Annotated in this window: 23 protein-coding genes; 10 read left to right on the top strand and 13 right to left on the bottom strand. The window is 70.9% G+C overall.

All coding sequences use genetic code 11. From position 1 onward, the window contains the following. Positions 1–5: 5 nt before the first annotated feature. Positions 6–209, bottom strand: coding sequence for a hypothetical protein (locus AB0O28_RS12805; RefSeq protein ID WP_363639416.1), 204 nt, complete (start codon positions 207–209; stop codon positions 6–8). A gap of 214 nt (positions 210–423) precedes the next feature. Between AB0O28_RS12805 and AB0O28_RS12800 the strand changes: the two genes are divergently transcribed. Next, positions 424–1,032 carry a hypothetical protein gene (locus AB0O28_RS12800; protein ID WP_363639414.1) on the top strand — a complete coding sequence of 203 codons (609 nt, stop codon included), beginning with the start codon at positions 424–426 and terminating at the stop codon, positions 1,030–1,032. A 42-nt stretch (positions 1,033–1,074) separates the two neighbouring features. Here AB0O28_RS12800 and AB0O28_RS12795 read toward each other — a convergent pair whose 3' ends face one another. Beyond that, the gene (locus AB0O28_RS12795) at positions 1,075–2,916 is read right to left on the bottom strand and encodes a phosphatidylglycerol lysyltransferase domain-containing protein (RefSeq protein WP_363639412.1); all 1,842 of its coding nucleotides are present in this window, start codon (positions 2,914–2,916) and stop codon (positions 1,075–1,077) included. Between the two features lie 158 nt (positions 2,917–3,074). Here AB0O28_RS12795 and AB0O28_RS12790 point away from each other — a divergent pair, with 158 nt between their 5' ends. Continuing rightward, positions 3,075–4,325, top strand: coding sequence for an alpha/beta hydrolase-fold protein (locus AB0O28_RS12790; RefSeq protein ID WP_363639410.1), 1,251 nt, complete (start codon positions 3,075–3,077; stop codon positions 4,323–4,325). A 105-nt stretch (positions 4,326–4,430) separates the two neighbouring features. Then, the gene (locus AB0O28_RS12785) at positions 4,431–4,667 is read left to right on the top strand and encodes a hypothetical protein (protein ID WP_363639408.1); all 237 of its coding nucleotides are present in this window, start codon (positions 4,431–4,433) and stop codon (positions 4,665–4,667) included. 66 nt (positions 4,668–4,733) lie between these two features. Here the strand turns inward: AB0O28_RS12785 and AB0O28_RS12780 are convergent, their stop codons facing one another. From AB0O28_RS12780 to purN, 4 genes are all read right to left on the bottom strand, one after another. Beyond that, on the bottom strand, positions 4,734–5,579 hold the full coding sequence (locus tag AB0O28_RS12780) for a bifunctional methylenetetrahydrofolate dehydrogenase/methenyltetrahydrofolate cyclohydrolase (protein WP_363639406.1): 846 nt from the start codon (positions 5,577–5,579) through the stop codon (positions 4,734–4,736). Positions 5,580–5,604: 25 nt separating this feature from the next. Then, positions 5,605–5,772: a hypothetical protein gene (locus AB0O28_RS12775; protein WP_363639404.1), complete on the bottom strand. Its 168-nt coding sequence runs from the start codon at positions 5,770–5,772 to the stop codon at positions 5,605–5,607. A 127-nt stretch (positions 5,773–5,899) separates the two neighbouring features. Beyond that, a complete protein-coding gene (gene purH / locus AB0O28_RS12770) occupies positions 5,900–7,441 on the bottom strand; it encodes a bifunctional phosphoribosylaminoimidazolecarboxamide formyltransferase/IMP cyclohydrolase (protein WP_363639402.1) in 1,542 nt (513 codons plus the stop codon). Next, the gene (gene purN, locus AB0O28_RS12765) at positions 7,438–8,094 is read right to left on the bottom strand and encodes a phosphoribosylglycinamide formyltransferase (protein ID WP_363639829.1); all 657 of its coding nucleotides are present in this window, start codon (positions 8,092–8,094) and stop codon (positions 7,438–7,440) included. The genes purH and purN overlap by 4 nt, the downstream gene beginning before the upstream one ends. Positions 8,095–8,261: 167 nt before the next feature. On the opposite strand from purN, the gene AB0O28_RS12760 reads away from it, so the two are divergent. Then, positions 8,262–8,666 carry a hypothetical protein gene (locus AB0O28_RS12760; RefSeq protein ID WP_363639400.1) on the top strand — a complete coding sequence of 135 codons (405 nt, stop codon included), beginning with the start codon at positions 8,262–8,264 and terminating at the stop codon, positions 8,664–8,666. 52 nt (positions 8,667–8,718) lie between these two features. Here AB0O28_RS12760 and AB0O28_RS12755 read toward each other — a convergent pair whose 3' ends face one another. From AB0O28_RS12755 to AB0O28_RS12740, 4 genes are all read right to left on the bottom strand, one after another. Then, positions 8,719–10,380, bottom strand: a complete 1,662-nt coding sequence (locus AB0O28_RS12755) for a DUF6350 family protein (RefSeq protein WP_363639398.1) — start codon at positions 10,378–10,380, stop codon at positions 8,719–8,721. A gap of 299 nt (positions 10,381–10,679) precedes the next feature. Then, positions 10,680–11,552 carry a succinate--CoA ligase subunit alpha gene (gene sucD / locus AB0O28_RS12750; RefSeq protein ID WP_169985337.1) on the bottom strand — a complete coding sequence of 291 codons (873 nt, stop codon included), beginning with the start codon at positions 11,550–11,552 and terminating at the stop codon, positions 10,680–10,682. Then, complete coding sequence (gene sucC, locus AB0O28_RS12745) at positions 11,552–12,733, bottom strand: ADP-forming succinate--CoA ligase subunit beta (protein ID WP_363639395.1); 1,182 nt, start codon at positions 12,731–12,733, stop codon at positions 11,552–11,554. The genes sucD and sucC overlap by 1 nt, the downstream gene beginning before the upstream one ends. A gap of 157 nt (positions 12,734–12,890) precedes the next feature. Then, on the bottom strand, positions 12,891–13,292 hold the full coding sequence (locus AB0O28_RS12740) for a cobalamin B12-binding domain-containing protein (protein ID WP_363639393.1): 402 nt from the start codon (positions 13,290–13,292) through the stop codon (positions 12,891–12,893). A gap of 357 nt (positions 13,293–13,649) precedes the next feature. On the opposite strand from AB0O28_RS12740, the gene AB0O28_RS12735 reads away from it, so the two are divergent. Together AB0O28_RS12735 and AB0O28_RS12730 are read left to right on the top strand one after the other, a co-directional pair. Then, entirely contained in the window at positions 13,650–14,537 is an 888-nt protein-coding gene (locus AB0O28_RS12735; RefSeq protein WP_363639391.1) for a hypothetical protein, read from the top strand. A gap of 206 nt (positions 14,538–14,743) precedes the next feature. Continuing rightward, on the top strand, positions 14,744–15,643 hold the full coding sequence (locus AB0O28_RS12730; protein WP_363639389.1) for a hypothetical protein: 900 nt from the start codon (positions 14,744–14,746) through the stop codon (positions 15,641–15,643). 210 nt (positions 15,644–15,853) lie between these two features. Here AB0O28_RS12730 and pcrA read toward each other — a convergent pair whose 3' ends face one another. After that, positions 15,854–18,127, bottom strand: coding sequence for a DNA helicase PcrA (pcrA, locus tag AB0O28_RS12725; RefSeq protein ID WP_363639387.1), 2,274 nt, complete (start codon positions 18,125–18,127; stop codon positions 15,854–15,856). Positions 18,128–18,191: 64 nt separating this feature from the next. Here pcrA and AB0O28_RS12720 point away from each other — a divergent pair, with 64 nt between their 5' ends. From AB0O28_RS12720 to AB0O28_RS12705, 4 genes are all read left to right on the top strand, one after another. Continuing rightward, positions 18,192–18,911 carry a PIG-L deacetylase family protein gene (locus AB0O28_RS12720; RefSeq protein WP_363639385.1) on the top strand — a complete coding sequence of 240 codons (720 nt, stop codon included), beginning with the start codon at positions 18,192–18,194 and terminating at the stop codon, positions 18,909–18,911. Between the two features lie 273 nt (positions 18,912–19,184). Beyond that, positions 19,185–19,679 carry a hypothetical protein gene (locus AB0O28_RS12715; RefSeq protein ID WP_363639383.1) on the top strand — a complete coding sequence of 165 codons (495 nt, stop codon included), beginning with the start codon at positions 19,185–19,187 and terminating at the stop codon, positions 19,677–19,679. 9 nt (positions 19,680–19,688) lie between these two features. Then, the gene (locus tag AB0O28_RS12710) at positions 19,689–20,855 is read left to right on the top strand and encodes a histidine kinase (RefSeq protein ID WP_363639381.1); all 1,167 of its coding nucleotides are present in this window, start codon (positions 19,689–19,691) and stop codon (positions 20,853–20,855) included. Beyond that, positions 20,852–21,691 carry a response regulator gene (locus tag AB0O28_RS12705; RefSeq protein ID WP_363639379.1) on the top strand — a complete coding sequence of 280 codons (840 nt, stop codon included), beginning with the start codon at positions 20,852–20,854 and terminating at the stop codon, positions 21,689–21,691. The genes AB0O28_RS12710 and AB0O28_RS12705 overlap by 4 nt, the downstream gene beginning before the upstream one ends. On the opposite strand, the gene AB0O28_RS12700 is transcribed toward AB0O28_RS12705, so the two are convergent. Next, positions 21,655–22,422 (bottom strand): CPBP family glutamic-type intramembrane protease, encoded by a 768-nt coding sequence (locus tag AB0O28_RS12700; RefSeq protein ID WP_363639377.1) that lies wholly within the window; start codon positions 22,420–22,422, stop codon positions 21,655–21,657. The genes AB0O28_RS12705 and AB0O28_RS12700 overlap by 37 nt on opposite strands. 54 nt (positions 22,423–22,476) lie before the next feature. After that, entirely contained in the window at positions 22,477–23,163 is a 687-nt protein-coding gene (locus tag AB0O28_RS12695; protein WP_363639375.1) for a neutral zinc metallopeptidase, read from the bottom strand. Positions 23,164–23,213 lie beyond the last annotated feature (50 nt).

Raw genomic sequence — 23,213 nt, 5'->3', positions numbered from 1 at the left:
CTGCGCTAGTCGAACGGATTGAGGCTGGAAAAGACCTTTTTGGCTCCGTCACCGATCGCGTTGCCCACCTTCTTCGCACCGGCTTCGATATCGTCCCAATGTTCGACGACCTTCGCGCCGAGATAGACGGAACCCGTGATGACCGTAGCGCCGACGGTCACCGGATCAGGGCATACCATCGCTGCGGTGAGAGAGGCGTTGAATCCCACCTCGGCGACATCCGCGATATAACCGGCGCCGTTGCGCCTGAAGGCTTCTCTGGGATCACCCTGCGAGATGACATTGACGGCACTGCCCGCCTGGGCCCCTGCCGGAGGCCATGATCAGCCGCGACAGTCGGGCCGTACGGTCCGAATCACGCCGAACCAAATCCGCGATCACCCACTCAAACGGTACGTCCGGCAATCGACGAGGGGCGTTCCGATGCGCAAGGTTCTGATCACACTGGCAGCGGCGGCGGCGGTGAGCATCACCGCCGGAGGGCAGGCGATGGCGGCCACGACCGCCCTGCCCAAGGGCTTTCTGCTGGACGAGGCCAAGGTGGACGGCCCGCGCAGGCCCTGGGAGCACCTGAAGCTCACCGACAGCCGGAACAAGCCCATTGAGGTGAACCCGTGCGATCGCAGAACCGCCCGCGACGGCCGCAGCGCGAGCCGTACGTTCACCTACACGGCGGAAACCGTCTACCGCAGCGAGCAGGTCGTGCTCTACCCGTCGGAGCGGGCCGCGAAGGCCGCGATGAGGTCCGTACGCGCCGATCTGGCCAAGTGCGGCACGGGAGGCAGCGGTCCTAGCCGTTACTCGTACACGTGGAAGAGCACCGACATCGGTGACGAGGCCCTCCGGGTCGGCGGCTTCTTCTTCGAGAACACCACCCGCTCCGTCATCGTCCGCAGGGGCAGCGCGGTGGCGGTCTACGTCAGGACCGGCGGGGTGACCAGGAGCCTCCCGGTCTCCCGGTTTCGTCCGCTCATCAAGGACGCCGAGACGATGGCCGCCAAGCTCTGCGGCCTCCCCGGCGTCTGCCGGTAGGCCCGGCGCCCGCGCACCGGGCAGGACCCGGTAGGGCGCGGGTCAGGCCGTTCTGCGGCTCCCCGGTCCACCGTCCGGCCCGGTGCTGTCGCCGGGGCCGCTGTCCGGCCCGGCGCTGCCGGCCGCGACCGCGCCGGGCAGAGGACGGGGAACGGGAGTCCGCCGGCGGCGCCGCCGGAGCAGGGCGCTTCCTGAGCCGATGCTCGGCATCGTGAGGAACGCCTCCGCCTGGAGCGCGGAGACACCGATGCGCGGCAGGTCGCGAGTGTTCGGGTAGACCAGGAACCTCGGCTCCCACATCGGCCGGAACTTGGCGTTGAAGCGATACAACGACTCGATCTGGAACCAGCGGGACAGGAAGACGAGGACGGCGCGCCAGGCGCGCAGCACCGGCCCCGCCCCGAGCCGCTCCCCCCGCGCCAGCGCGGAGCGGAACATCGCGAAGTTCAGCGACACCCTGGTCACGCCGAAGTCCGGCGCGGCCTGCAGCGCCCTGACGATCAGCAGTTCGTTGAGCCCGGGGTCGGCCTCGCGGTCGCGCCGCATGAGGTCGAGCGAGATGCCGTCGCGCCCCCAGGGCACGAAGTGCAGGACGGCCCGGATGTCCCCGCCCGACTGGTCGTCACCCTCCGGTGCCGCCGCCCGATGGGCCGTCACCACGAGGCAGTCGGCGTCGGCGGGGTCGCCGAACCGGCCGAGCGCCATGGAGAAGCCGCGCTCGGTCTCGGTGCCGCGCCAGTGGTCGGCGGCGGTGCGGATGCGCTCGCGCTCCGCCTCGCTCATGTCGCCGGCCCGCCGCACCCGGCAGGTGTAGCCGAGCCGCTCCACCCGGTTGACCATCTGGCGCACGTTGCGCATGGCCCGGCCCTCCAGCGTGAAGCCGGCCACCTCCACGACGGCCTCGTCGCCGATCTCCAGGGCGTCCAGGTCGCCCTCCCTGGTCCACACCTCGCCGCCGGTCTCGCTGCACCCGATGACGGCCGGGACCCACGCGTGCCGCCCGGCCTCCTCCAGGAACCGCCCGATCGCGCCGGGCCAGGCCTCCGGGTCGCCGATCGGGTCGCCGCTGGCCAGCATCACCCCCGCGACGACGCGGTAGGCCACGGCGGCCTTGCCGCTGGGTGAGAAGATGACGCTCTTGTCGCGACGGAGTGCGAAGTATCCGAGCGAGTCCTGCCGGCCGTACCGGTCGAGCAACCCGCGCAGGCGCTCCTCGTCGTCCTCGCTGAGCGCGGCGGCCGGTCGTTCCGGCCGCAGGGCGAGGTAGATCGTGGTCACGGCGGTGAGCACGCCGAGCCCGGCGAGCGAGAAGGACACCAGGTCGGCGACTCGCTCGGAGGTGTACGCCACCGGGCCGTCCAGGCCGACCAGGCCGAACACGACGTGCTGCATCTGGTCGCCGAAGCCCGGGTCGCCGACGACGGTCCTGGGGTGCGAGTCGACGATGACCCAGCCGAGCACCAGGTCGAACGCGCCGAGCACGAGCAGGTTCCACAGCGCGCGCCAGCGGGAGCGCGGGTCCGACAGGGCGTAGAACTCCCGCCGGTTGACGAGCAGCACCACGAACAGGAGCAGCGACACCGACGCGGCGATCGGGTGCCCCCAGCGCAGCCCCTCCAGCGCGGTGCCCACCGGCAGCAGCACCACGACCGCACGCCAGGCGCGAACCTTACGCCGCCTGAGGGCGTGGGCCAGCATGATCAGCAGGATTCCCACCACCAGCGACGCCGACACGGCGAGCGTGGTGACGCTGCCCGGCAGGACGCTCGCGATTTCGCTGATCCGGCTTACCCGGAAACGCGGGAAAACGCCCTTGACGATGTCCAGAATCCCGATAAGCAGGGCGGCGTACGCTGCCGCTGCCGGAACCCATGGACGCGCCATTCCCCTGGGGGCGGTATCTGTCCGACGGCTCACGGAAGCAGACCTTAAATGGTGATATCAACTTCCGGAGCCAAGATTCCCATCCTTAACCCCGACCTTACGTCTGTCGAGTACCTTTACATGGCCGACGCCACGGGGGACGTCAGGAAGAGGCCGGAGTGGAACTGACAGCGACAAAAGTGCAGGTCCTATTCGTCGCGCTCGCCCTCGCCGGACTGGTCGCGACGGTCTGGCTGTGGCCCCGGTTGAGCGGTCCGTCCTGGCGTTCGATCGCCGCACGGACGGGCGTGCTGGTCGCGGACCAGGCCCTGCTGCTGCTCGCGGTCGCCGTCGTGATCAACGCGTACTTCGGGTTCTTCGGCTCGTGGGGCGACCTGCTTGGCACGAACGCGGCCGACGCGCCGGCGATCACCGCGGGTACGGCGGCCGGCGGGGCGGGCCTCGTCCGGGTGCTCGGCAGCAGGCGGGTCGAGGTCACCCGGCCCAAGCCCGGCCTGCCCGCGGGTCGTCTGGAGCAGGTGACGATCAACGGGGCCCGGACCGGACTGAGCTCATCGGGGTACGTGTACCTGCCACCGCAGTATTTCGACAAGAAGTACGCCGGCCGGCGCTTTCCCGTCATCCTCGGGCTGACCGGCTATCCGGGCGACGCGGAGAACCTGGTCACCCGGCTCAACCTGCCCACGCTCACGGCGAGCTCGATCCTCGCCCACGAGATCGGCCCGACCGTTCTGGTGCTCATGCGTCCCACCGTCGCACCACCGCGGGACACCGAGTGCGTGGACGTGCCGGGTGGCCCGCAGGTCGAGACCTACTTCACCTCGGACGTGCCGAAAGCGATGGCCGCGACGTACCGCGTCGGCTCCGGCGCCGCCAACTGGGGAGTCCTCGGTGGGTCCACCGGAGGCTACTGCGCGCTCAAGATGACCATGCGTCACCCCGAGGCGTTCTCGGCCGCGGTGTCCCTGTCCGGTTATTTCCACGCCCTGACGGACATGACGACGGGCGACCTGTTCGGCGGGAACCGAAGGCTTCAGGACGAGAACGACCTGATGTGGCGCCTGGCCAACCTGCCTGCCCCTCCCGTGTCGGTGCTGGTGACGAGCAGTCGTCAGGGCGAGTCGGACTACCAGGCGACCGAGCGGTTCCTGTCGGCCGTGAAGCCGCCCATGCGGGCGTCCTCGCTGATCCTGCCGAGCGGGGGCCACAACTTCGCCACCTGGAACAGGGAGCTTCCCCAAGCCCTGCCCTGGCTCGCCCAGCAACTGCACGCGCCCGCGCAGACGCCGTCGCGGCCCACGAGCGCGGAGGGTCCCAGGCACCTCGCCCGCGAAGCACCGCGACGCCCCGCTCGGCGCCCTCACCCTGGCCATCACGCTCCCGCGCGCAAAGTCGCGAAGAAGCGGTAGCCGGGGGGAGGACGTGAGGGCGCCGCGGAATCCGCCTGGCGACGGACGCGAGATCAAGGACAGCTTTGACGACCGCGGAGGGGTGCCGCTCCTACTGTCCGACCCATGATTTTCACTACGAACGCGTTCCGCCGCGCAGCCGCGGGCGCCGCTCTCGTCCTGTCCGCTCTCGCCGTCCCCGCCACCACGGCGCAGGCGGCCACCCCGCCCGCCGCCACCGCGACCGCCTCGGCCGTCTTGGGCCCCTATTCGGACCTGCGCTGGTGCGCGCCCCTGATGAACACCTACAAGGGCTCGTACTGCTTCCTGCGGAACGGCCGCTGGTATCTGTACGTCCCGTAACCGGCCGGCAGACGGGGCTTCCCGGCGCCGCCGAGCGGCGCCGGGGCGATCCCGCCGAGCCGCGGATCAGCGCCGCTCAGCGGCCTCGACGACGTTGGCCAGCAGCATGGCCCGGGTCATCGGCCCCACCCCGCCGGGGTTGGGGGCGACGAAGCCCGCGACCTCGCGTACGTCGGGGGCGACGTCGCCGGTGAGCTTCCCGTCGACCCGGGAGACGCCCACGTCGAGCACGGCCGCGCCGGGCTTGACCATTTCCGCGGTGACGAGGTGGGGCACCCCCGCCGCGGCGACGACGATGTCCGCCCGGCGCACGTGGGACGCCAGATCCTGGGTGCCGGTGTGGCAGAGCGTGACGGTGGCGTTCTCCGCGCGGCGGGTGAGCAGCAGGCCCAGCGGACGGCCCACGGTGATGCCCCGGCCGACCACGACGACCTCGGCGCCCTTGAGCGGCACGCCGTACTCCTGGAGGAGGACCACGATGCCGCGCGGCGTGCACGGCAGCGGGGCGTCGACCATGTGGACGAGCCTGCCGAGGTTGACCGGGTGGAGACCGTCGGCGTCCTTGGCCGGGTCCATGCGCTCGATGAGCGCCTGGGTGTCCAGGTGACGCGGCAGCGGCAGCTGGACGATGTAGCCGGTGCAGGCCGGGTCGGCGTTCAGCTCGTCGACCGCGGCCTCCACGTCCGCCTGGGTGGCGTCGTCCGGAAGGTCCTTGCGGATGGAGGTGATGCCGACCTCCGCGCAGTCGCGGTGCTTGCCCGAGACGTAGATCTGGCTGCCAGGGTCGTCGCCGACCAGGATCGTGCCCAGGCCGGGGGTGATCCCCCGGGCCGCCAGGGCCTTCACCCGCTCCGCCAGCTCACTCTTGATCTTGGCGGCGGTCGCCTTGCCGTCCAGAAGCCTCGCGGTCATGGCACTCCCCGTCCTTCCAGGTGGTCTACTGTCCCCCCTCGCGGCGCTCGATGATCCGGCGGGTGAAGGGGATGAACTCCACGACCCGCCAGCCGAAGTAGGCGGCCAGCGCGGCGACGGGCAGCAGCGCGATGGGGCTGTTCCACACGCCGTTCATCGTCGCGAAGGAGCTCATGATCGTACCAAGGGGCATGGAGGGGCTCCGTGGGGAGGAGGGGTGGGGCGCTTCAGGCTAACCGCCCCACAGGGGTGATCGTGCCGTTTTCACCCCATCCATCCCAACAGTCGCCCCTCCATGGCGATACGTCCGGCCTTCTCGATCAGTGGAAGAAGTGCCGCGTCCCGGTGAAGTAGAGCGTGATGCCCGCCTCCTTGGCGGCCTCGATGACCAGCTCGTCGCGGATCGACCCGCCCGGCTCGACGATCGCCTTCACCCCGGCCTCCGTCAGCACCTGCAGGCCGTCGGGGAACGGGAAGTACGCGTCGGAGGCGCCGACCGACCCGGTCGCGCGCTCGCCGGCCCGGGAGACCGCCAGCCGGGCCGAGTCGACCCGGTTGACCTGGCCCATGCCGACGCCGACGGTGGCGCCGTCGGAGGCGAGCAGGATCGCGTTGGACTTCACCGAACGGCAGGCCCGCCAGGCGAAGGCCAGGTCGGCCAGCACCTCGGGCGAGGCCGCCTCGCCGGCCTTGAGCTCCCAGGTGGAGGGGTCGTCGCCGGGCGCGTCCGCCCGGTCGACCGTCTGCACGAGCAGGCCGCCGTCGATGCGGCGGAACTCGGCGGCGTTCGACGGCCCCTCGGGGCAGGCGAGCAGGCGGATGTTCTTCTTCTCCCGCAGCACCTCGAGCGCGTCCGCCGCGAACGACGGCGCGACCACGACCTCCGTGAAGATCGGTGCGATCTGCTCGGCCAGCTCACGGGTCACCTCGCGGTTGACCGCGATCACCCCGCCGTACGCGGAGACCGGGTCGCACTCGTGCGCCTTGCGGTGTGCCTCGACCACGTCGGCGCCCACGGCGATCCCGCAGGGGTTGGCGTGCTTGATGATGGCCACGCACGGCTCGGCGAAGTCCCAGGCGGCCCGCCAGGCGGCGTCGGCGTCCACGTAGTTGTTGTAGGACATCTCCTTGCCGTGGAGCTGCTCGGCGTTGGCCAGGCCGCCCTTCTCGCCGGTGTAGAGAGCCGCGCCCTGGTGCGGGTTCTCGCCGTACCGCAGGGCCGCCTTGCGCTTCCAGGCCGCGCCCATGAAGGACGGCCAGTCGCCCTCGGGGGCGTACACGTTGGCGAACCAGGACGCGACGGCGACGTCGTACGCGGCGGTGTGCGCGTAGGCGGTGGCGGCGAGCCTCCTGCGCTCGGTCAGTGTGAAGCCGCCCTCGGCGGCCGCGGCCAGGACCTCGCCGTACGCCGCGGGGTCGACGACCACGGCCACCGTGCCGTGGTTCTTGGCGGCGGCGCGGATCATCGCGGGGCCGCCGATGTCGATCTGCTCGACGCACTCGGCGTCGGATGCGCCGGAGGCGACCGTGGCGGCGAACGGGTAGAGGTTCACCACCGCGAGCTGGAACTGCTCGATCTCCAGCTCCTCCAGCTGCTTGACGTGGGAGGGGTTGGCGCCGTCGGCGAGCAGTCCGGCGTGGACCCGCGGGTGGAGGGTCTTGACCCGCCCGTCCAGGCACTCGGGGAATCCGGTGAGCGACTCCACCTTGGTGACCGGCACGCCGTAGGAGGCGATCGCGGCGGCGGTGCCGCCGGTCGACACGATCTCCACGCCCGCGGCCTCGAGCCCCCGCGCCAGGTCTTCGAGACCTGTCTTGTCGTAAACGGTGATCAGCGCACGGCGGATGGCGATGCGGGTCACTTCGTGGTCCTTCCTGATGTTGAACCTTGAGCGGTATGTCCTGCGACGTTCCCCGACCCGAGGCGGACCGCCCGCCCGGTCAGGGTCCAGCCCTCGCGGGCCATGCGTCCGACCGTCTCGACGAGCAGCCCGCGCTCGACGGTCTTGATGCGCTCGTGCAGCGACTCCTCGTCGTCCCCCTCCCGCACGGACACCGCCTCCTGGGCGATCACCGGGCCCGTGTCCACGCCCGCGTCGACGAGATGGACCGTGCAGCCGGTGACGCGGACGCCGTACGCGAGGGCGTCGCGGACCGCGTGCGCCCCGGGGAAGGCGGGCAGCAGCGCCGGGTGGGTGTTGACGACCGAAAACGCGCCCAGCACGCGAGGGCCGAGGATTTTCATGAACCCGGCGGAGACCACCAGGTCGGGCTTGTGGTCGGCGATGCGCTCGGTCAGCCTCTCGTCCCACTCCTCACGGGTGGGGTGGTCGCCCACCCGCACCACGAACGTGGGAACGCCGGCGCGCTCGGCCCGGGCCAGGCCCTCGATGCCGGTACGGTCGGCACCGACGGCCACGACGGTCGCGCCGAAGGCGTCGTCTGCCGCCGCGTCCAGCAGCGCTTGCAGGTTGGTCCCCGATCCCGAGACGAGGACGACGAGCCGGAAGGACAGAGCGGAACTCCTTCGTGAGCTGCCTTCGTTTTGCAGGTGATTACCGGGAGATGGTTCCTTAGAGAATGGTCGAGCGTGGAGGGACGTCCCTCGACGCAGCTAAAGCGTATCGGGCGCCGGCCATCACGACTTACGACGGGCTATGCGGAACGCGAGGCGAGGAGACCGTGACAACACCCCTACAGACGCCGGCCCCTACCACCGGGGGGCGCAGGGCTCTCATGCTCGCCATCATGGCGCTGGTCTTCACGCTGATGCTGCCGGCCGCCGGGCTGGCGTTGTCGATTTTCGCGATCGTCATCGCGATCCGAGACCTGCGCCTGCTCAACCGCGAACGGCGCGGGATCGGCATGGCGACCGGGGCCGTCGTGCTCTCGTCGCTCGCGTTCGTCCTGGGCATCGTCACCGCGGGATTCCAGCTCTACTTCTCCGACGAGCTCAACGCGTACAACGAGTGCCGCAAGGGCGCGGGCACGGTGTCGGCCCAGCAGGAATGCTCCGACCAGCTCATGCGCGCGTTCGAGCGGAAGATGGGCGTGGCCTGGCCCACCGGCGTCCCGGCTCCCGCCTGACCACACGAGCGCGTGAGAGCCGTCCGCGCCGTCGCGGACGGCTCACGACGGATCAGTCGCGGTCCCAGGCGTAGGGATCGACGTAGATGACATGACCCCCGCGGTCGTCGGTCTCGTCGACGATGTCCTTGCGCGGCTTCGGCGGGGGGCTCGGGGCACGACGCTTCACGGCCGGTTTGCGCGGGATTTCGGAGATCCGCGGGGTGGCCCCGGGCCGTCGTGCGCTCATGTCGTCGAAGGTCTCCGCGGCCGCGGCGGCATGCTCGTCGGTCCAGTCGTCCCTGATGACCGGGATCGGCTGGGTGTCCGCCTCGGTGGCGTCGAGCCAGTGGCCCGGCAGGTGGGCGCCGCGGGCGGGCCGCACCTTTCCGGCCGCCTTGGCGATCACGGCGCCGGCCTTCCGCACCGGCTCGGGCGCGGTGGCCGGCCGCCGGGAGATCAGCCACCAGTTGGCGATGCCCGCCGAGATGCCGGCGGCCACGCCGACCTCCAGGGTGACCGACAGCGCCACCTCCCAGGGCGACGGCCCCACCGCGGCCAGGCCCGCCCCGCCGAGGGGGCCGCCCGACAGCGCGGCGAGCGTACCGGCGACGAGTCCGCAGGTGATCCCGCAGACGAACCCCCACAGCGGCGCGGCCTCGATCGAGGGGGTCGGCGCGACCCTGGCCGTCACCACGCCGGCGACCGCCCCGGCCGCGAACGGCACCGCGATCACGCCCATGACCCAGGTGGGCGCCGCGCCGGACGACGGCAGGGCGCCCAGGAGCGGCAGCATGGGCACCGCGCTCAGCTTGATCCCGGTGGGCGCGACCAGCGTCCCGGCGCCCACCGCGAAACCCGGTCCCGAGATGTACGCCATGCCCCAGATCACGGCGTTGAAGAAGTAGAGCACCTCCAGGAGCAGGAGCAGCACGCCGCCGACCACTCCGGGACTGAGGACCTCCGACATCTGCTGGATCCGGGGGAAGTTGACCACCACGGCCCCGAGGACCAGCACGGCCCCGGCCACGAGCATCAGCGCGACCGCGACGGCCGTACCGGCCACGAGCGACCGCGGCCGCTCGGGCAGCAGGCGCAGCATCGACCGCCACGGCCCGATCGTGCGTGCGGTGGCCACCGACCCGGTGACGAAGGCCAGCAGCAGGTGGCTGACCAGCGCCTCCCCCAGGGACGGCTGCATGATCTCGTTGCCGGAGACGAGGGCGATCACGCCCGCGAGCAGCGCGTACGGCGCGGCCAGCGAGATGCCGGCCTGGGCGATGAGCGCGAGCTGGGCGCGACGCCGGGCGTTCTCGACGTCGCGTGGCGTGCCCTTGGGCAGCCGTGCGGGCATCCGCACCCGCAGGTCGGCATCGCGCGCCATCCACAGGCCCGCCCGGTAAAGCAGTGCCGCCGGCAGGAGCATCAGCCCGATGGGCAGCAGGCCCACCCGGCCGCCGGGGATCGCGAAACCGGCGTGGTGCGCGGCGAGCCAGAGCTGACAGGCCGTACGGAAGACGCCGGGAAGGCCCTCTCCGAACGGCCCGCGGGGCGCGGCCATCCAGCCGATGAGGGTGAGCGTGGTGAGCACGGCGAGACCGACGCCGAGTGTCGACACCGCGGCCAGCATGCCGGAGACGGGGAGCGGACGGCGGGTCTCCTCGTCGTCGCCGGCGCCCATACGGCCGAGCACGGCGCGGGGAGCGGTCCTGAATTGATCGAGAAGGCCCGTCACGCTACCGCATCATCCCAGCCCCACGGTCTTTCTCCACGTCGCCACGCCGCCCACCCACCCAGATTCGCCGCGATCTTGCGGTTTGCCGCACATCCGCCGCCCCAGCCGGGCATGCGTCTTTCGTGATCGTGCAGAGGGACTGCGATCGGCCTCATACGCATCGTGACCTTGCGCTTCATCGGGAAGCGCAAGGTCACGGATGACGGAACCGCCGGCAGGAGCGCCGGTCGCGCGGCGACATCGAGATCACCGACGGTGGTGGCGCAGGCCAGGGGACCCTCCTGCGACGAACTACATGATCACGACGACATGATCTCGCGCATCAGGCGGGCGGTCTCGCTGGGCGTGCGGCCGACGCGGACGCCGACCTTCTCCAGGGCCTCCTTCTTCGCCTGGGCGGTGCCGGCGGAGCCGGACACGATCGCGCCGGCGTGACCCATGGTCTTGCCCTCGGGCGCGGTGAACCCGGCCACGTAGGCGACGACCGGCTTGGTCACGTGCTCGTCGATGTAGGCCGCGGCGCGCTCCTCGGCGTCGCCGCCGATCTCGCCGATCATCACGATCGCGTCGGTCTCCGGGTCCTCCTGGAACGCCTGGAGGGCGTCGATGTGCGTCGTGCCGATGACCGGGTCGCCGCCGATGCCGACGCAGGTGGAGAAGCCGATGTCACGCAGCTCGTACATGAGCTGGTAGGTCAGCGTGCCGGACTTCGACACCAGGCCGACGCGGCCCTTGGTGGTGATGTCGGCCGGGATGATGCCCGCGTTGGAGGCGCCGGGCGAGGCGATGCCGGGGCAGTTCGGGCCGATGATGCGGGTCTTGTTGCCCTTGGAGACGGCGTACGCCCAGAACTCGGTGGTGTCGTGGACCGGCACGCCCTCGGTGATGACCACGCACAGCGGGATCTCGGCGTCGATGGCCTCGCGGACGGCGGCCTTGGTGGCGGCCGGGGGCACGAAGACGACGGACACGTCGGCGCCCGTCTGCTCCATGGCCTCCTTGACCGTGCCGAAGACCGGCAGGCCCTCGTGCGTGATGCCGGCCTTGCGGGCGTTCACGCCGCCCACGACCTTGACGCCGGCGGCGAGCATGCGGCGGGTGTGCTTGGTGCCCTCACCACCGGTCATGCCCTGAACGATGATCTTGCTGTTCTCGGTGAGCCAGATAGCCATTACGCACCTACCGCGGCGAGCTCGGCGGCGCGCTTGGCCGCTTCGTCCATGGTGTCGACCAGCTCGACCCGCGGCAGCGCGGCGTCGGCCAGGATCTGCCGCCCGAGGGCGGCGTTGTTGCCGTCCAGGCGGACGACCAGCGGGTGGGTCACTTCCTCGCCCCGGCTCTGCAGGAGCTGGAAGGCCGAGACGATGCCGTTGGCGACCGCGTCGCAGGCGGTGATGCCGCCGAAGACGTTCACGAAGACCGACTTCACCGACGGGTCGGACAGGATGATCTCCAGGCCGTTCGCCATGACCTCGGCCGAGGCGCCGCCGCCGATGTCGAGGAAGTTGGCCGGCTTGGGCTGGCCGGGGAACTCCTCGCCCGCGTACGCCACGACGTCGAGCGTGGACATGACCAGGCCCGCGCCGTTGCCGATGATGCCGACGTTGCCGTCGAGCTTCACGTAGTTGAGGTGCTTCTCCTTGGCCCGGGCCTCCAGCGGGTCCTCCGCGGCCTTGTCGACGTACGCGGAGTGCTCCGGCTGGCGGAAGCTCGCGTTCTCGTCGAGGGTGACCTTGCCGTCGAGCGCCTTCACCTGGCCGTCGGCCGACAGGATCATCGGGTTGACCTCGACGAGCGAGGCGTCCTCGTCGACGAAGACGGCCCAGAGCTTCTCGATGAGCTCGGCGGCGCCGTCCAGCGCCTGCTGCGGCAGGCCGCCGGCCACCGCGATCTCGCGGGCCTTGGCGCGGTCGACGCCCGTCAGCGGGCTGACCGGCACCTTCGCCACCTTCTCCGGCGCGGTGTGCGCGACCTCCTCGATGTCCATGCCGCCCGAGGCCGAGCAGATGGCGAGGAAGGTGCGGTTGGCGCGGTCGAGGAGGAAGGAGAAGTAATACTCCTCCGCGATCTGGCTGGCCTCCTCGATCAGGACCTTGTGGACCGTGTGGCCCTTGATGTCCATGCCGAGGATCTGCGTCGCCTTCGCGTGCGCGTCGGCGGCGTCGTCGGCCACCTTCACGCCGCCGGCCTTGCCGCGCCCACCGGTCTTGACCTGGGCCTTTACGACAACGCGTCCGGTGAGCTGCTCGGCAGCCGCCCGCGCCTCCTCCACGGTGTGCGCGACGATTCCGCGCGGCACCGGGATGCCGTACTCCGCGAAGAGCTCCTTCGCCTGATGTTCGAACAGGTCCACGAGGGTCCGTCCCTTTTGATGTCCGAGGCCGGGCGCCGTCGTCCCGCCCGGCGTTTCCGCGCATGAAGCCTAGTCCCCGTACGAGCGTGACCGCGTCGTCGGGTCCCACCGGAGCCTTGCCAACAACCCTCAAGTACGGCAAGGTTGGGCAAAATACCTAAACGGTGGCTGGAACCGCCGAACGGACCCATTCCACGATCTCCTGCGTTGTGGATCCGGGGGTGAAAATCCGCGCGACGCCCATTTTGGCCAGTTCGGGGATGTCGGCGTCGGGGATGATGCCGCCGCCGAACACGACGATGTCCTCGGCGTCCTCCTCGCGCAGGACCTCGAAGAGCCGGGCGAACAGCGTCATATGGGCGCCGGACAGGATCGACAGGCCGATCGCCGCAGCGTCCTCCTGGATGGCCGTACGGACGATCTGCTCCGGCGTCTGGTGCAATCCCGTGTAGATGACCTCCATGCCCGCGTCGCGCAGCGCCCGCGCCACCACCTTGACTCCGCGGTCGTGCCCGTCGAGCCCCGGCTTCGCGACGACGACCCGAATCCTGCCTGCCATGAAGACCTCCCGCAGATGGTGCTCGCTGCCCGAAGCGTAACCGCCGCCCGGAGCCCGGCACCGGAACGGCCCCTCGTCAGCCGCCCATCGGGCGTTCCCGCACGCCGTCGAGGAATCCCCGCCTCTCCCGCGTGACCATCGTGCGCATGGCCACCGTGAGCGGGTCGTCGCGCCCGAAATCGCCGCGTCCTTCCATATTTGCGCTTTCACAGCGAAATATAATCAATCCGCATATCGCGCCACTAGCTCGAGTCTTACCCAGAAATCCGGATTATCGTAACTTTTCCGTGATCATGATCCGCAAGAATTCCCGGGCTGCCCTCCTGATCTTGAGGGCACCTACGGGAGGAAATCACTTTGAAGCGAGCATTCATGGCGCTGGCGTGCGCCGCGACGGCCGCGCTCGTGGCGCCCGCCGTCGCCGCCCCCGCGCAGGCTCACACCACGGGCAGCCAGGCCCGGCCCCTCGACCCCGTGGCCGCTCTCAGGAAGCAGTTCGTCCCCGGGCACGGCGTCCGTTTCGCATCCTCGGCAACGATCGACTTCGGCGGCATGACGACGCTCAGGTCCACCGCTAAGGGCGCCCTCGCGTTCGGCCGCTCCGGCATCGCGGCGTCCGACGTCAGCCAGAAGATCGACTACGGCGCGCTGCTCGAAGACAAGGACCTGAAGGGCGCCGACAAGCCCACCCGGACCATCACCATCGGCCGCACGGCCTACACCAACGGCGGCGTCTTCTCCAGCCTGTTCCCCGAAGGCAAGAAGTGGCTGCGCTCAAGCGGTGACGCCCGGGTCGGCGTGCTGCGGGGCACCGGCGAGTTCGTCGACCCCCTCGACTGGCGCACCCTGAAGACGGTGCTCGCGACCACCAAGGCCAAGAGCGCGGGCGGCGTCGTCAACGGCGCGAAGACCACGCTCTACCGGGGCACGATCACGCTGAAGCGGCTCGCCGAGATCGAGCCGAACCTGAAGAACGGATTCAGCGCCTCCGAAGCCAAGAGCGTGGTCGGCTGGAAGATGTGGATCGGCGCCGACCAGCTCGTTCGCAAGATGCAGACGTCCTTGACGATGAAGCTCCGGTTCAAGAAGACGACCATCGAGGTCGACGCGACTAACGTCACCTCGTTCGTCGGCTGGGGTTCGAGGGTCACGGTCAAGGCGCCGCCGAAGAGCCAGGTGGCACGCCTGTCCGACCTCCTCGGCGACGTGCCCGACATGCCGGACACCATCAACCTGGGCGACTGAGCCGCGCCCGGACACGGATGACACCGCGCGGCCGAGCCCTCCGCGCGGTCCGTGACAGCGGCGACCGGCCCCCGGGTGCCCGCCACCCGGGGGCCGGTCGCTCCCCATTAGAAAATGTGAATTTTCGTGACTTGCGTGAGATCACGAGCCATGGAAATTCCCGGGCTGCCCTTCTCACGTGAGGGCAGGTACTGGAGGAATCACTCGTGAAGCGAGCACTGATGGCGCTGGCGTGCGCCGCGACGGCCGCCCTCGTGGCGCCCGCCGTCGCCGCCCCCGCCCATGCTCAGATTTCCACTCGGGCCCAGACCCCGGCCGACCCGGTGGCCGCGCTGCGCGCGCAGTACGCCACCGGCCACGGCGTGCGATACGTCGCCTCGGGCACGATGAGCGTCGCCGGCGTCACGGCCATCACGTTCACCGGGAACGGCGGACTCGCCTTCGGCCGGTCCGGCCTCGTCGCCTCCGACAGCAGGCAGACGATCAAGTACAGCAAGCTGCTGAAGGAGGAGAACGACAACCTGAAGGACGCGGAGAAGCCCCTCCGCGCGATCGTCATCGGCAAGACGGCCTATCTCTCGGGCGGGGTCTGGACGAGCCTGCTGCCCGAGGGCAAGACGTGGGTGCGTCTCCCCGGCCAGCGGCCGGGCTCCTCGACGAGCCTGGGCGAGTACGTGAACCCCGCCGACCTGCGCAACCTCAAGGCGGTCCTCGCGACCACCAAGGCCAAGGGTCCGGGCGGCAGCGTCAACGGCGCGAAGACCACGCTTTACCGCGGCACCATCACGCTGGCGCAGCTCATGAAGGTCAGTCCGGGCATCAAGGACAGCTTCGGCGGCGTCGGGTCCAACCCCGCCAAGACCGTGGTGTCCTGGAAGCTGTGGATCGGCGCCGACCAGCTCGTTCGCCGCGCCTCGGCCACCGCCGACCTGCCGATGAAGGTCGACAACGACTCTTTCACCGTCACCCTGAGCGACGTCACCACCTTCGCCGGCTGGGGCAGGAAGGTCACGGTCACGGCGCCGCCGAAGAGCAAGGTCGCCAACCTGGCCGACCTCGACGGCGACGTGCCGGACACGCAGGGCACCGTCGTCCTGCCCAACTGAACAACCGGACGACCCGTCAGGCAGGGCCGGACACCGCGCGGCCGAGCCCCCCGCGCGGCGTGAAACAGAGGCCGGGCCCCGGGTGGTGACCACCCGGGGCCCGGCCGCTCCGATCCGCGACGGCGAGGCCGGGCCTGCCGAGCGAAACCCGCCGGCCGGACCCCGCCGATCACAGCTGCCGATCACAGCTGCCGAACAGAGCCCGCGCGATCAGAGCTTGTCGATGGGGGCGTAGGCGAGCAGTAGGGTCTTCTCGCCCTCGCTGCCGAAGTCGATCTTCACACGGGTCTTCTCGGCCTGGCCGTCCACCGACACCACCGTGCCGAGCCCGAACGTGTCGTGGGTGACCCGGTCGCCCGGCGACAGGTTCGGGATCTGCCGGCCGCCGGTCTTCTGCGCGGGAGCCGTACGGGGGGCCGGGCGTGAGGTGGCGGCGGACCAGGCGGTCTTGCCGGGGTCGCCACGCCAGTCGACCAGGTCGCCCGGCACCTCCGACAGGAAGCGCGAGGCGGGGTTGAACGACGGCGCACCCCAGGCCGAGCGAACCGCCGACCTGGACAGGTAGAGCCGTTGCTTGGCCCGGGTGATGCCGACGTACGCCAGCCTGCGCTCCTCCTCCAGCTCCTTCGGGTCGCTCAGCGAGCGCATGTGCGGGAAGACGCCGTCCTCCATGCCCGTGAGGAACACCACGGGAAACTCCAGGCCCTTGGCGGTGTGCAGGGTCATCAGCGTGACGACACCGCCGTGGTCGTCCCCCTCCGGGATCTGGTCGGCGTCGGCGACCAGCGAGACCTGCTCCAGGAAGTCGACGAGCGTGCCCTCCGGATTGGCCTCCTCGAACTCGGCGGCCACCGAGATCAGCTCGTTGAGGTTCTCCAGCCGGCTCTCGTCCTGCGGGTCGCCCGAGGTCTCCAGCTCCGTCCGATAGCCGGTGGCGCTCAGCACCTCCTCCGCCAGGTCGGACAGCGGTAGCTCCTTGCCGCGCAGCTCGTCCAGCATCGTGACGAAGTCGCGGATCGCGTTGAGCGAGCGGGTGGCCACGCCCGGCGCCTCGTCGGCCCGGCGCAGCGCCTCCCAAAAGGCGATCCGCTCCCGGTTGGCGAACGCCTCGATCATCGCCTCGGCGCGGTCGCCGATGCCGCGCTTGGGCACGTTGAGGATGCGCCGCAGCGACACCGTGTCGTTCGGGTTGGCCAGGACCCGCAGGTAGGCGAGCAGGTCCTTGATCTCCTTGCGCTCGTAGAACCGCACCCCGCCCACGACCTTGTACGGCAGGCCGGTGCGGATGAAGATCTCCTCGAACACCCGGGAGGCGGCGTTGGTGCGGTAGAAGACCGCCACGTCGCCGGGGGTGACGCCGTGGTCGTCGCTCAGCCGGTCGACCTCCTGCGCGACGAACATGGCCTCGTCGTGCTCGTTGTCGGCGACGTACCCGATGATCTTCGATCCCGCACCCTGGTCGGACCACAGGTTCTTCGGCTTGCGGCCCTCGTTGCGGGAGATGACGGAGTTGGCGGCGTTCAGGATCGTCTGCGTGGAGCGGTAGTTCTGCTCCAGCAGGATCGTCCGCGCGTCCGGGTAGTCGCGCTCGAACTCCAGGATGTTGCGGATGGTCGCGCCGCGGAAGGCGTAGATCGACTGGTCGGCGTCGCCGACGACCACCAGCTCGGAGGGCTCGACGCCCTCGCGCACCACGTCGCCGTCGGCGGTGCGCACCTCGGGCCGCCCGACCAGCTCGCGGATCAGCGTGTACTGCGCGTGGTTGGTGTCCTGGTATTCGTCGACCATCACGTGCCGGAACCGCCGCCGGTAGTGCTCGGCCACCTCGGGGAAGAGCTGGAACAGCGTGACCGTCAGCATGATCAGGTCGTCGAAGTCCATCGCGCCGGCCTCGGTGAGCCGCCGCTGGTAGGTGCGGTACGCCTCGGCGAGCGTGCGCTCCAGGTGGGTCGAGGCCCGGTCGGCCGCCGTCTCGTAGTCGATCAGCTCGTTCTTGAAGTTGCTGACCTGGGCCGAGAATGACCGCGGCGGGTAGCGCTTGGGGTCGAGGTCGAGCTCGCGGCACACCATCGCCATGAGCCGCTGGGAGTCGGCCTGGTCGTAGATGGAGAAGCTGGAGGTGAAACCCAGCCGCTTCGCCTCGCGCCGCAGGATCCGTACGCAGGCGCTGTGGAACGTCATGACCCACATGGCCTTGGACCGCGGCCCGATGAGCTTGTCGACCCGCTCCTTCATCTCGCGGGCGGCCTTGTTGGTGAAGGTGATCGCGAGGATCTCCCCCGGCTGGACGTCGCGCTCGGCCAGCAGGTACGCGATGCGGTGCGTCAGCACCCTGGTCTTTCCGGAGCCGGCCCCGGCGACGATCAACAGCGGACTGCCCTGGTGGGTGACGGCGTCCCGCTGCTGCGGGTTGAGGCCGTCGAGCAATGGATGAGTGGCGGCTCGGGTGGACACCCTCCTTAGGTTATGGCCGCACGCCGACATTCGGAGCCCACTCGCCTGGCAAGTCCCGTTTAAGGTGATGTGCCGGAACACGAGGAGGCTGCTGGTGCTGGACGAGGCGGAAATCAAAAAAGTGCTGGTGGTCGTCGCACACCCCGACGACATCGACTTCGGCGGCGCGGGAACGGTCGCCAGACTGACGGACGCGGGCGCCGAGGTGACGTACTGCCTGGTCACGGATGGCGACGCGGGCGGATTCGACCGGGCGCTGGACAACGGCGGCATGGCCGCGCTGCGCCGGGCCGAGCAGACGGCCGCGGCCAAGTGCGTGGGCGTCGGCGACCTGCGCTTTCTGGGCTACCAGGACGGCATGGTGGAGCAGACGCTCGGCCTGCGACGGGACATCACGCGGGTGATCCGCCAGGTGCGGCCCGATCTCGTCATCACCTCGACTCCCGAGCGCAACTACGAGCGGCTCGGGCCCACCCACCCCGACCACCGGGCGGTCGGCGGCGCCACCCTCGACGCCGTCTACCCCGACGCGCGCAATCCGTACGCCTTCCCCGAACTGCTGGCCGACGAGGGCCTGGAGGCCTGGACCGTCCGCGAGGTCTGGCTCACGGGCGGGATGACGGTCGACCACTACGTCGACGTCACCGCCACGGTGGACCGCAAGATCGCCGCTCTGCGGGCGCACGAGAGCCAGACCTCGCACGTCCCCGACCTGGACGGCATGGTCAAGGGCTGGCTCTCCGGCCACGCCGCCGCCGCGGGCCTTCCCGAGGGCTCGTACGCCGAGGGGTTCCAGCGGGTGATCACCGCCTGACGACCAGCGGATCGCGTGATCACGCAGGACGTACGCGCGGGCGGGCGGCCTGCGGGAAAGAGTGCACGATCATGCGAGACGTAGGCGCGGGAAGCCGGGGTGCTGCGGGAAAAAGCGCGCGATCGCGGACAGGCGCAGGTCACGGGCCATTCCTGCGACAAACCGCGAGATCACGGAGGAAGAGGGGTGGCGCGTCCACCCGAGGGTGGAGATCGGCTGATTTCCACCCTCGCGCCGATCCGGGCAGAGGCCGATCTCCCTACGGTCATGGGCATGGACAAAGCACAGATCGTCGTCATCGCCCTGGCCGCCGTCGCCTTCGTGGTCTACCGGCAGATGACACCGCGGCCCGCCGCCAGGCCCGTCGGCCTGATCATCGCCGTGGCCATGGTCCTGGGCGGGCTCGCCTCCGACGGGGACAAGCTCGTCGACCCCCTCCACCCGGTGCTCGCCGTCACCCTGCTCGTGGCGGGCCTCCTCGTGGCCGCCGGTCTCGGCGCGCTGCGGGCGGCGACCACCCGGGTCTGGCGCGACCAGCACGGCGTGGCGTGGTCGCAGGGCACCCCCATGACCCTGCTCGCCTGGGCCGGCTCCATCGCCGTCCGGGTAGCGATGATCTTCTTGACCACCGTGCTCGGCATCACCTCACCCCAGGGCTCCATCCTCCTGTTCATCGGGGTGACCCTCGGCGTCCAGTTCCTGATGATCGCCCGCCGGGGGAACGCGCTGCCCCACGCCGCCGTACCCGCCGCTCAGACGGCCCGCTAACGTCGGGGCGTGCCCAGTCGTGACGGACATGTCCAGGCCGGCCCGGAATCCCGCCGCAGAAACGCGATCGCCGGCGCGTGCCTGTCGACGGCGGTCACCGCGATGGTGATAGGCGGGCAGGCGACGTCTCCACCGGGATTCGGCCTGGCGGGCGATCGGCTCGCCGTCACCGCGCTGACCGCCGTCATCGCCGTCGCCCTGGCCATGACGATCGCGCTCCGGCTGCTGCCGGTCGTTCTCCCGCGTCGCTGGGACGCGGGGCGCGCGCATGCCGTTCTCCTCGGCCTCGTCATCGTGCCGGCCCTCTCCCTCGACGCGCTCTCGAAGGGCGGCAGCCCGGCCATCGCCGTGGTCATGTTCGCCATGGGGACGGCGGCCGTGCGGCACCCCCTCAGCCGGTCGCTGCCGTTGCTGCTGCTCGCTCTGGCGGGCCTGGGGATGGTCGCCACCGGCGTGTTGTCACCCGTGGTTCCCGCCGGCGCGACCGACCGCGCCGTCAGCCTGGGCGTCTCGATCTGCGTGGTCTTCACGGTCGCCTACGCGATCAGGCAGCGCAGGGCCGCCACGGCCGCCCAGGCGGGAGAGGCCGTGCTGGCCGAACGGGCCAGGATCGCCAGGGAGATCCACGACATCCTCGCGCACTCCCTGTCGGCGCAGATCGTGCACCTGGAGGGCGCCCGGCTGCTGCTGCGCGCCGACCGCTCCCAGGAGGCCCTTGACCGGGTCGAACGCGCTCGCGAGCTGGCCAAGAAGGGTCTCGAGGAGGCGCGCAGGGCCGTGGCCGCGCTCCGCGACGACGCCCAGCCGCTGCCCGCCGCGCTGGACGCGCTCGCCGAGGAGTTCCGTGACGCGACCGGCGAGGAGTGCGCCGTCGTCGTCTCCGGGCACGAACGCCGCCTGTCCCCCGAGACCGAGCTGGCGATGGTCCGTACCGCCCAGGAGGCCATCACCAATGTGCGGCGGCACGCCCCCGGCTCCCCCGTCACCGTACGGCTGAGCTTCGGCGACCGGGAGTGCGAGCTGGAGGTCGTCAACCCCCCGGGTGACGGGCGGGGGACACCGGGAGGAGGATACGGACTCGTGGGCATGCGCGAACGCGCCGAACTCCTGGGCGGCACCCTGGAGGCCGACGATACCGAGGACGGCTTCCGGGTCCGGCTGCGGGTGCCGGCGTGACCGCCCGCGTGCTGGTGGTGGACGACCAGGCCGTCGTGCGCGACGGGCTCGTCCTGCTGCTCGGCCTGCTGCCGGACATCGAGGTGGTGGGGTCGGCGCCCGACGGCGAGACCGCGCTCCGCCTGGTCGCGGACGAACGGCCCGACGTGGTGCTCATGGACCTGCGCATGCCCCGCATGGACGGGGTCGAGGCCACCCGGCGGATCCGCACCGGGTTTCCGGGCACGCAGGTCGTCGTGCTGACGACGTACACCGACGACGAGTCGGTCTTCGCCGCGCTGCGGGCCGGGGCGCGCGGCTTCCTCACCAAGAGCGCGGACGCCGAGGAGATCGCCCGCGCGGTGACCACGGTGATGAACGGCGACGCCCAGCTCGACCCCGGCGTGCAGCGCCGGCTCCTGAACACCGTCACCGGCGCGGGCGGTGACACCGGCACCTCGCCGCCCGGCGAAACGCCCGGGCCGGCCGCCGCACCGGATCACCGGTCCCGTTTCTCGCCGCGCCACGCCCGCGAGGCGCGGCGAGCGGGCCGCACGCCGGGAGCCGGGACCTCGCCCGATGCCGGCACGTCGCAGAGCTCCGGAACATCGCCGAGCGCCGGGACACCGTCCGGTGCCGGGACGTCGCCGGACGGGCTGACACCGCGCGAGGCGGAGGTGCTGCGGCTGATCGCCCACGGGCTGACCAACGCGGAGATCGCCGCTCACCTGTTCATCGGCGAGGCGACCGTGAAGACGCACATCAACAACCTCTTCGCCAAGATCCGGGTGCGCGACCGGGCACAGGCGGTCGCGTACGCCTACCGGACCGGGCTGGCCGACCCCCGCGAGGGCTGATCCAGGCGGCGGGCCGCCCTGGCGGCGGCATAGCCGAGGGAGTTCGTCGCCAGGTGGAGCAGCGCGGGTGCGAGCAGCCCGGCGCGGTGGCGCAGCGCGTGGAACACGAGCCCGGCGAGCGCGGTGGACGCCACTGTCCCCGCCACCAGCCGTCTCGTCTCCACTGGGCCGCCCCGCCCTGCGCCCTCGTTCGGGGTCTCCCCGGCGGCGAGACGGCCGAGTGCGGCGTTGGCCCTGGCCATGTCCATCGCGGGCAGCACGTGCCACAGCCCGAACAACGCGGCCGAGGCGGCGACGGCCGCACACGGCGCGAGCGAGCGTCCGAGCAGGGCGGGCAGCGCGCCGCGGAAACCCACCTCCTCCAGCAGCACGGTCCCGATGGGCACCTGCACCAGAGCCTCCTCCAGCACCCGGCGGCGCGACAGCGCCAGCGCGCGCTCGTCGTGGAACAGCGCGCGGGTGCGCGGGTGGGCGAGGCCCGCCGCGTAGACGGCCGCGACTCCGGCGGCGAGCGCGCCCCCGGTCACGGCCCCGGCGCGGGCACCGTGGAAGCCGAGATCATGCCAGGTCAGCCCTTCCCCGCGGGCGATCAGCACCAGTGTGCCGGTCGCGACCGCCGAGGTCAGCGGCGCCCACCGCCGGGCGACCCGGTTGTTGAGCACGTTCGCCGCCATGAGCACGCCGAGAGCGCCGCCCAGCGCACCCGCCCGCCTCGCCCGGTTCGTCGTCACGTCGCCATGCTCCCATCGCCGCCGGGGCGTACGACGCTCCCGGCGACCGCCGCCTCAGCAGGTGCCCGCCCCCTCGGTATAGCCGTCGGCGAAGTACTGCTGGCGCTGCCGCGGGGTGCCGTGGGCGTCCGGCGCCCACCAGATGTCGGTGGGATCACCCGCCGCCTGGAGGTTGACGAGCAACTCCTCGTCGTCGCCCTGATCGGCGCTCAGCGCCCCCACGCGGATCAGCCCGCTCAGCGCGGCGCCCGCGTAGCAGTCGGCCTGAAGCTCCCGCTGCACGTTGAACCGGAAGTCCTCGACGAGCTGGGCCTGCACGGCGTGCCCCAGCTCGTGCGGGATGACGACGTAGACCGCCCCGTCGCCCAACTGGTCGTACATCGCCTTCAGCCAGGCCTCGTCATAGGCGATGAAATGGCCGTACGGGCAGTAGAAGGCGTTTTCGGGCACGGCCGACTGCCCGCCGCAGTCGGGGCCGTCGTCGCCCCGGTAGGCCACGAACCGGGAGATCGGGCGGTAGGTTCCCCCGCTCTGCCGGAAGCGCTGTGCCCAGAACCATTCGGTGAGGCACCGGGCGAGCTTGACGTCGCCGGGGAAGTCGTCCCCGGTTCCCTCACACGGCGTGCCCCGCGACGCCGCGTCCCCCGGCCGCGCCCGGTCCGGCGGCGAGCCGGTGAGCGTGCCACAGGACGCGACGAGGACCGCAAGGAGCAGGAGCACGGCCAGTGTTCGGCGGGTCATTTTCAGGTGAATACCCATTTAGGCGGCAAAAATTTGCGCCGTCGCCGAAC

Source organism: Microbispora sp. NPDC088329 (assembly GCF_040685655.1).
Classification (GTDB): domain Bacteria; phylum Actinomycetota; class Actinomycetes; order Streptosporangiales; family Streptosporangiaceae; genus Microbispora.
Note: the sequence above shows the minus strand (reverse complement) of the source record. Positions and strands in the feature narration are given on the sequence as shown.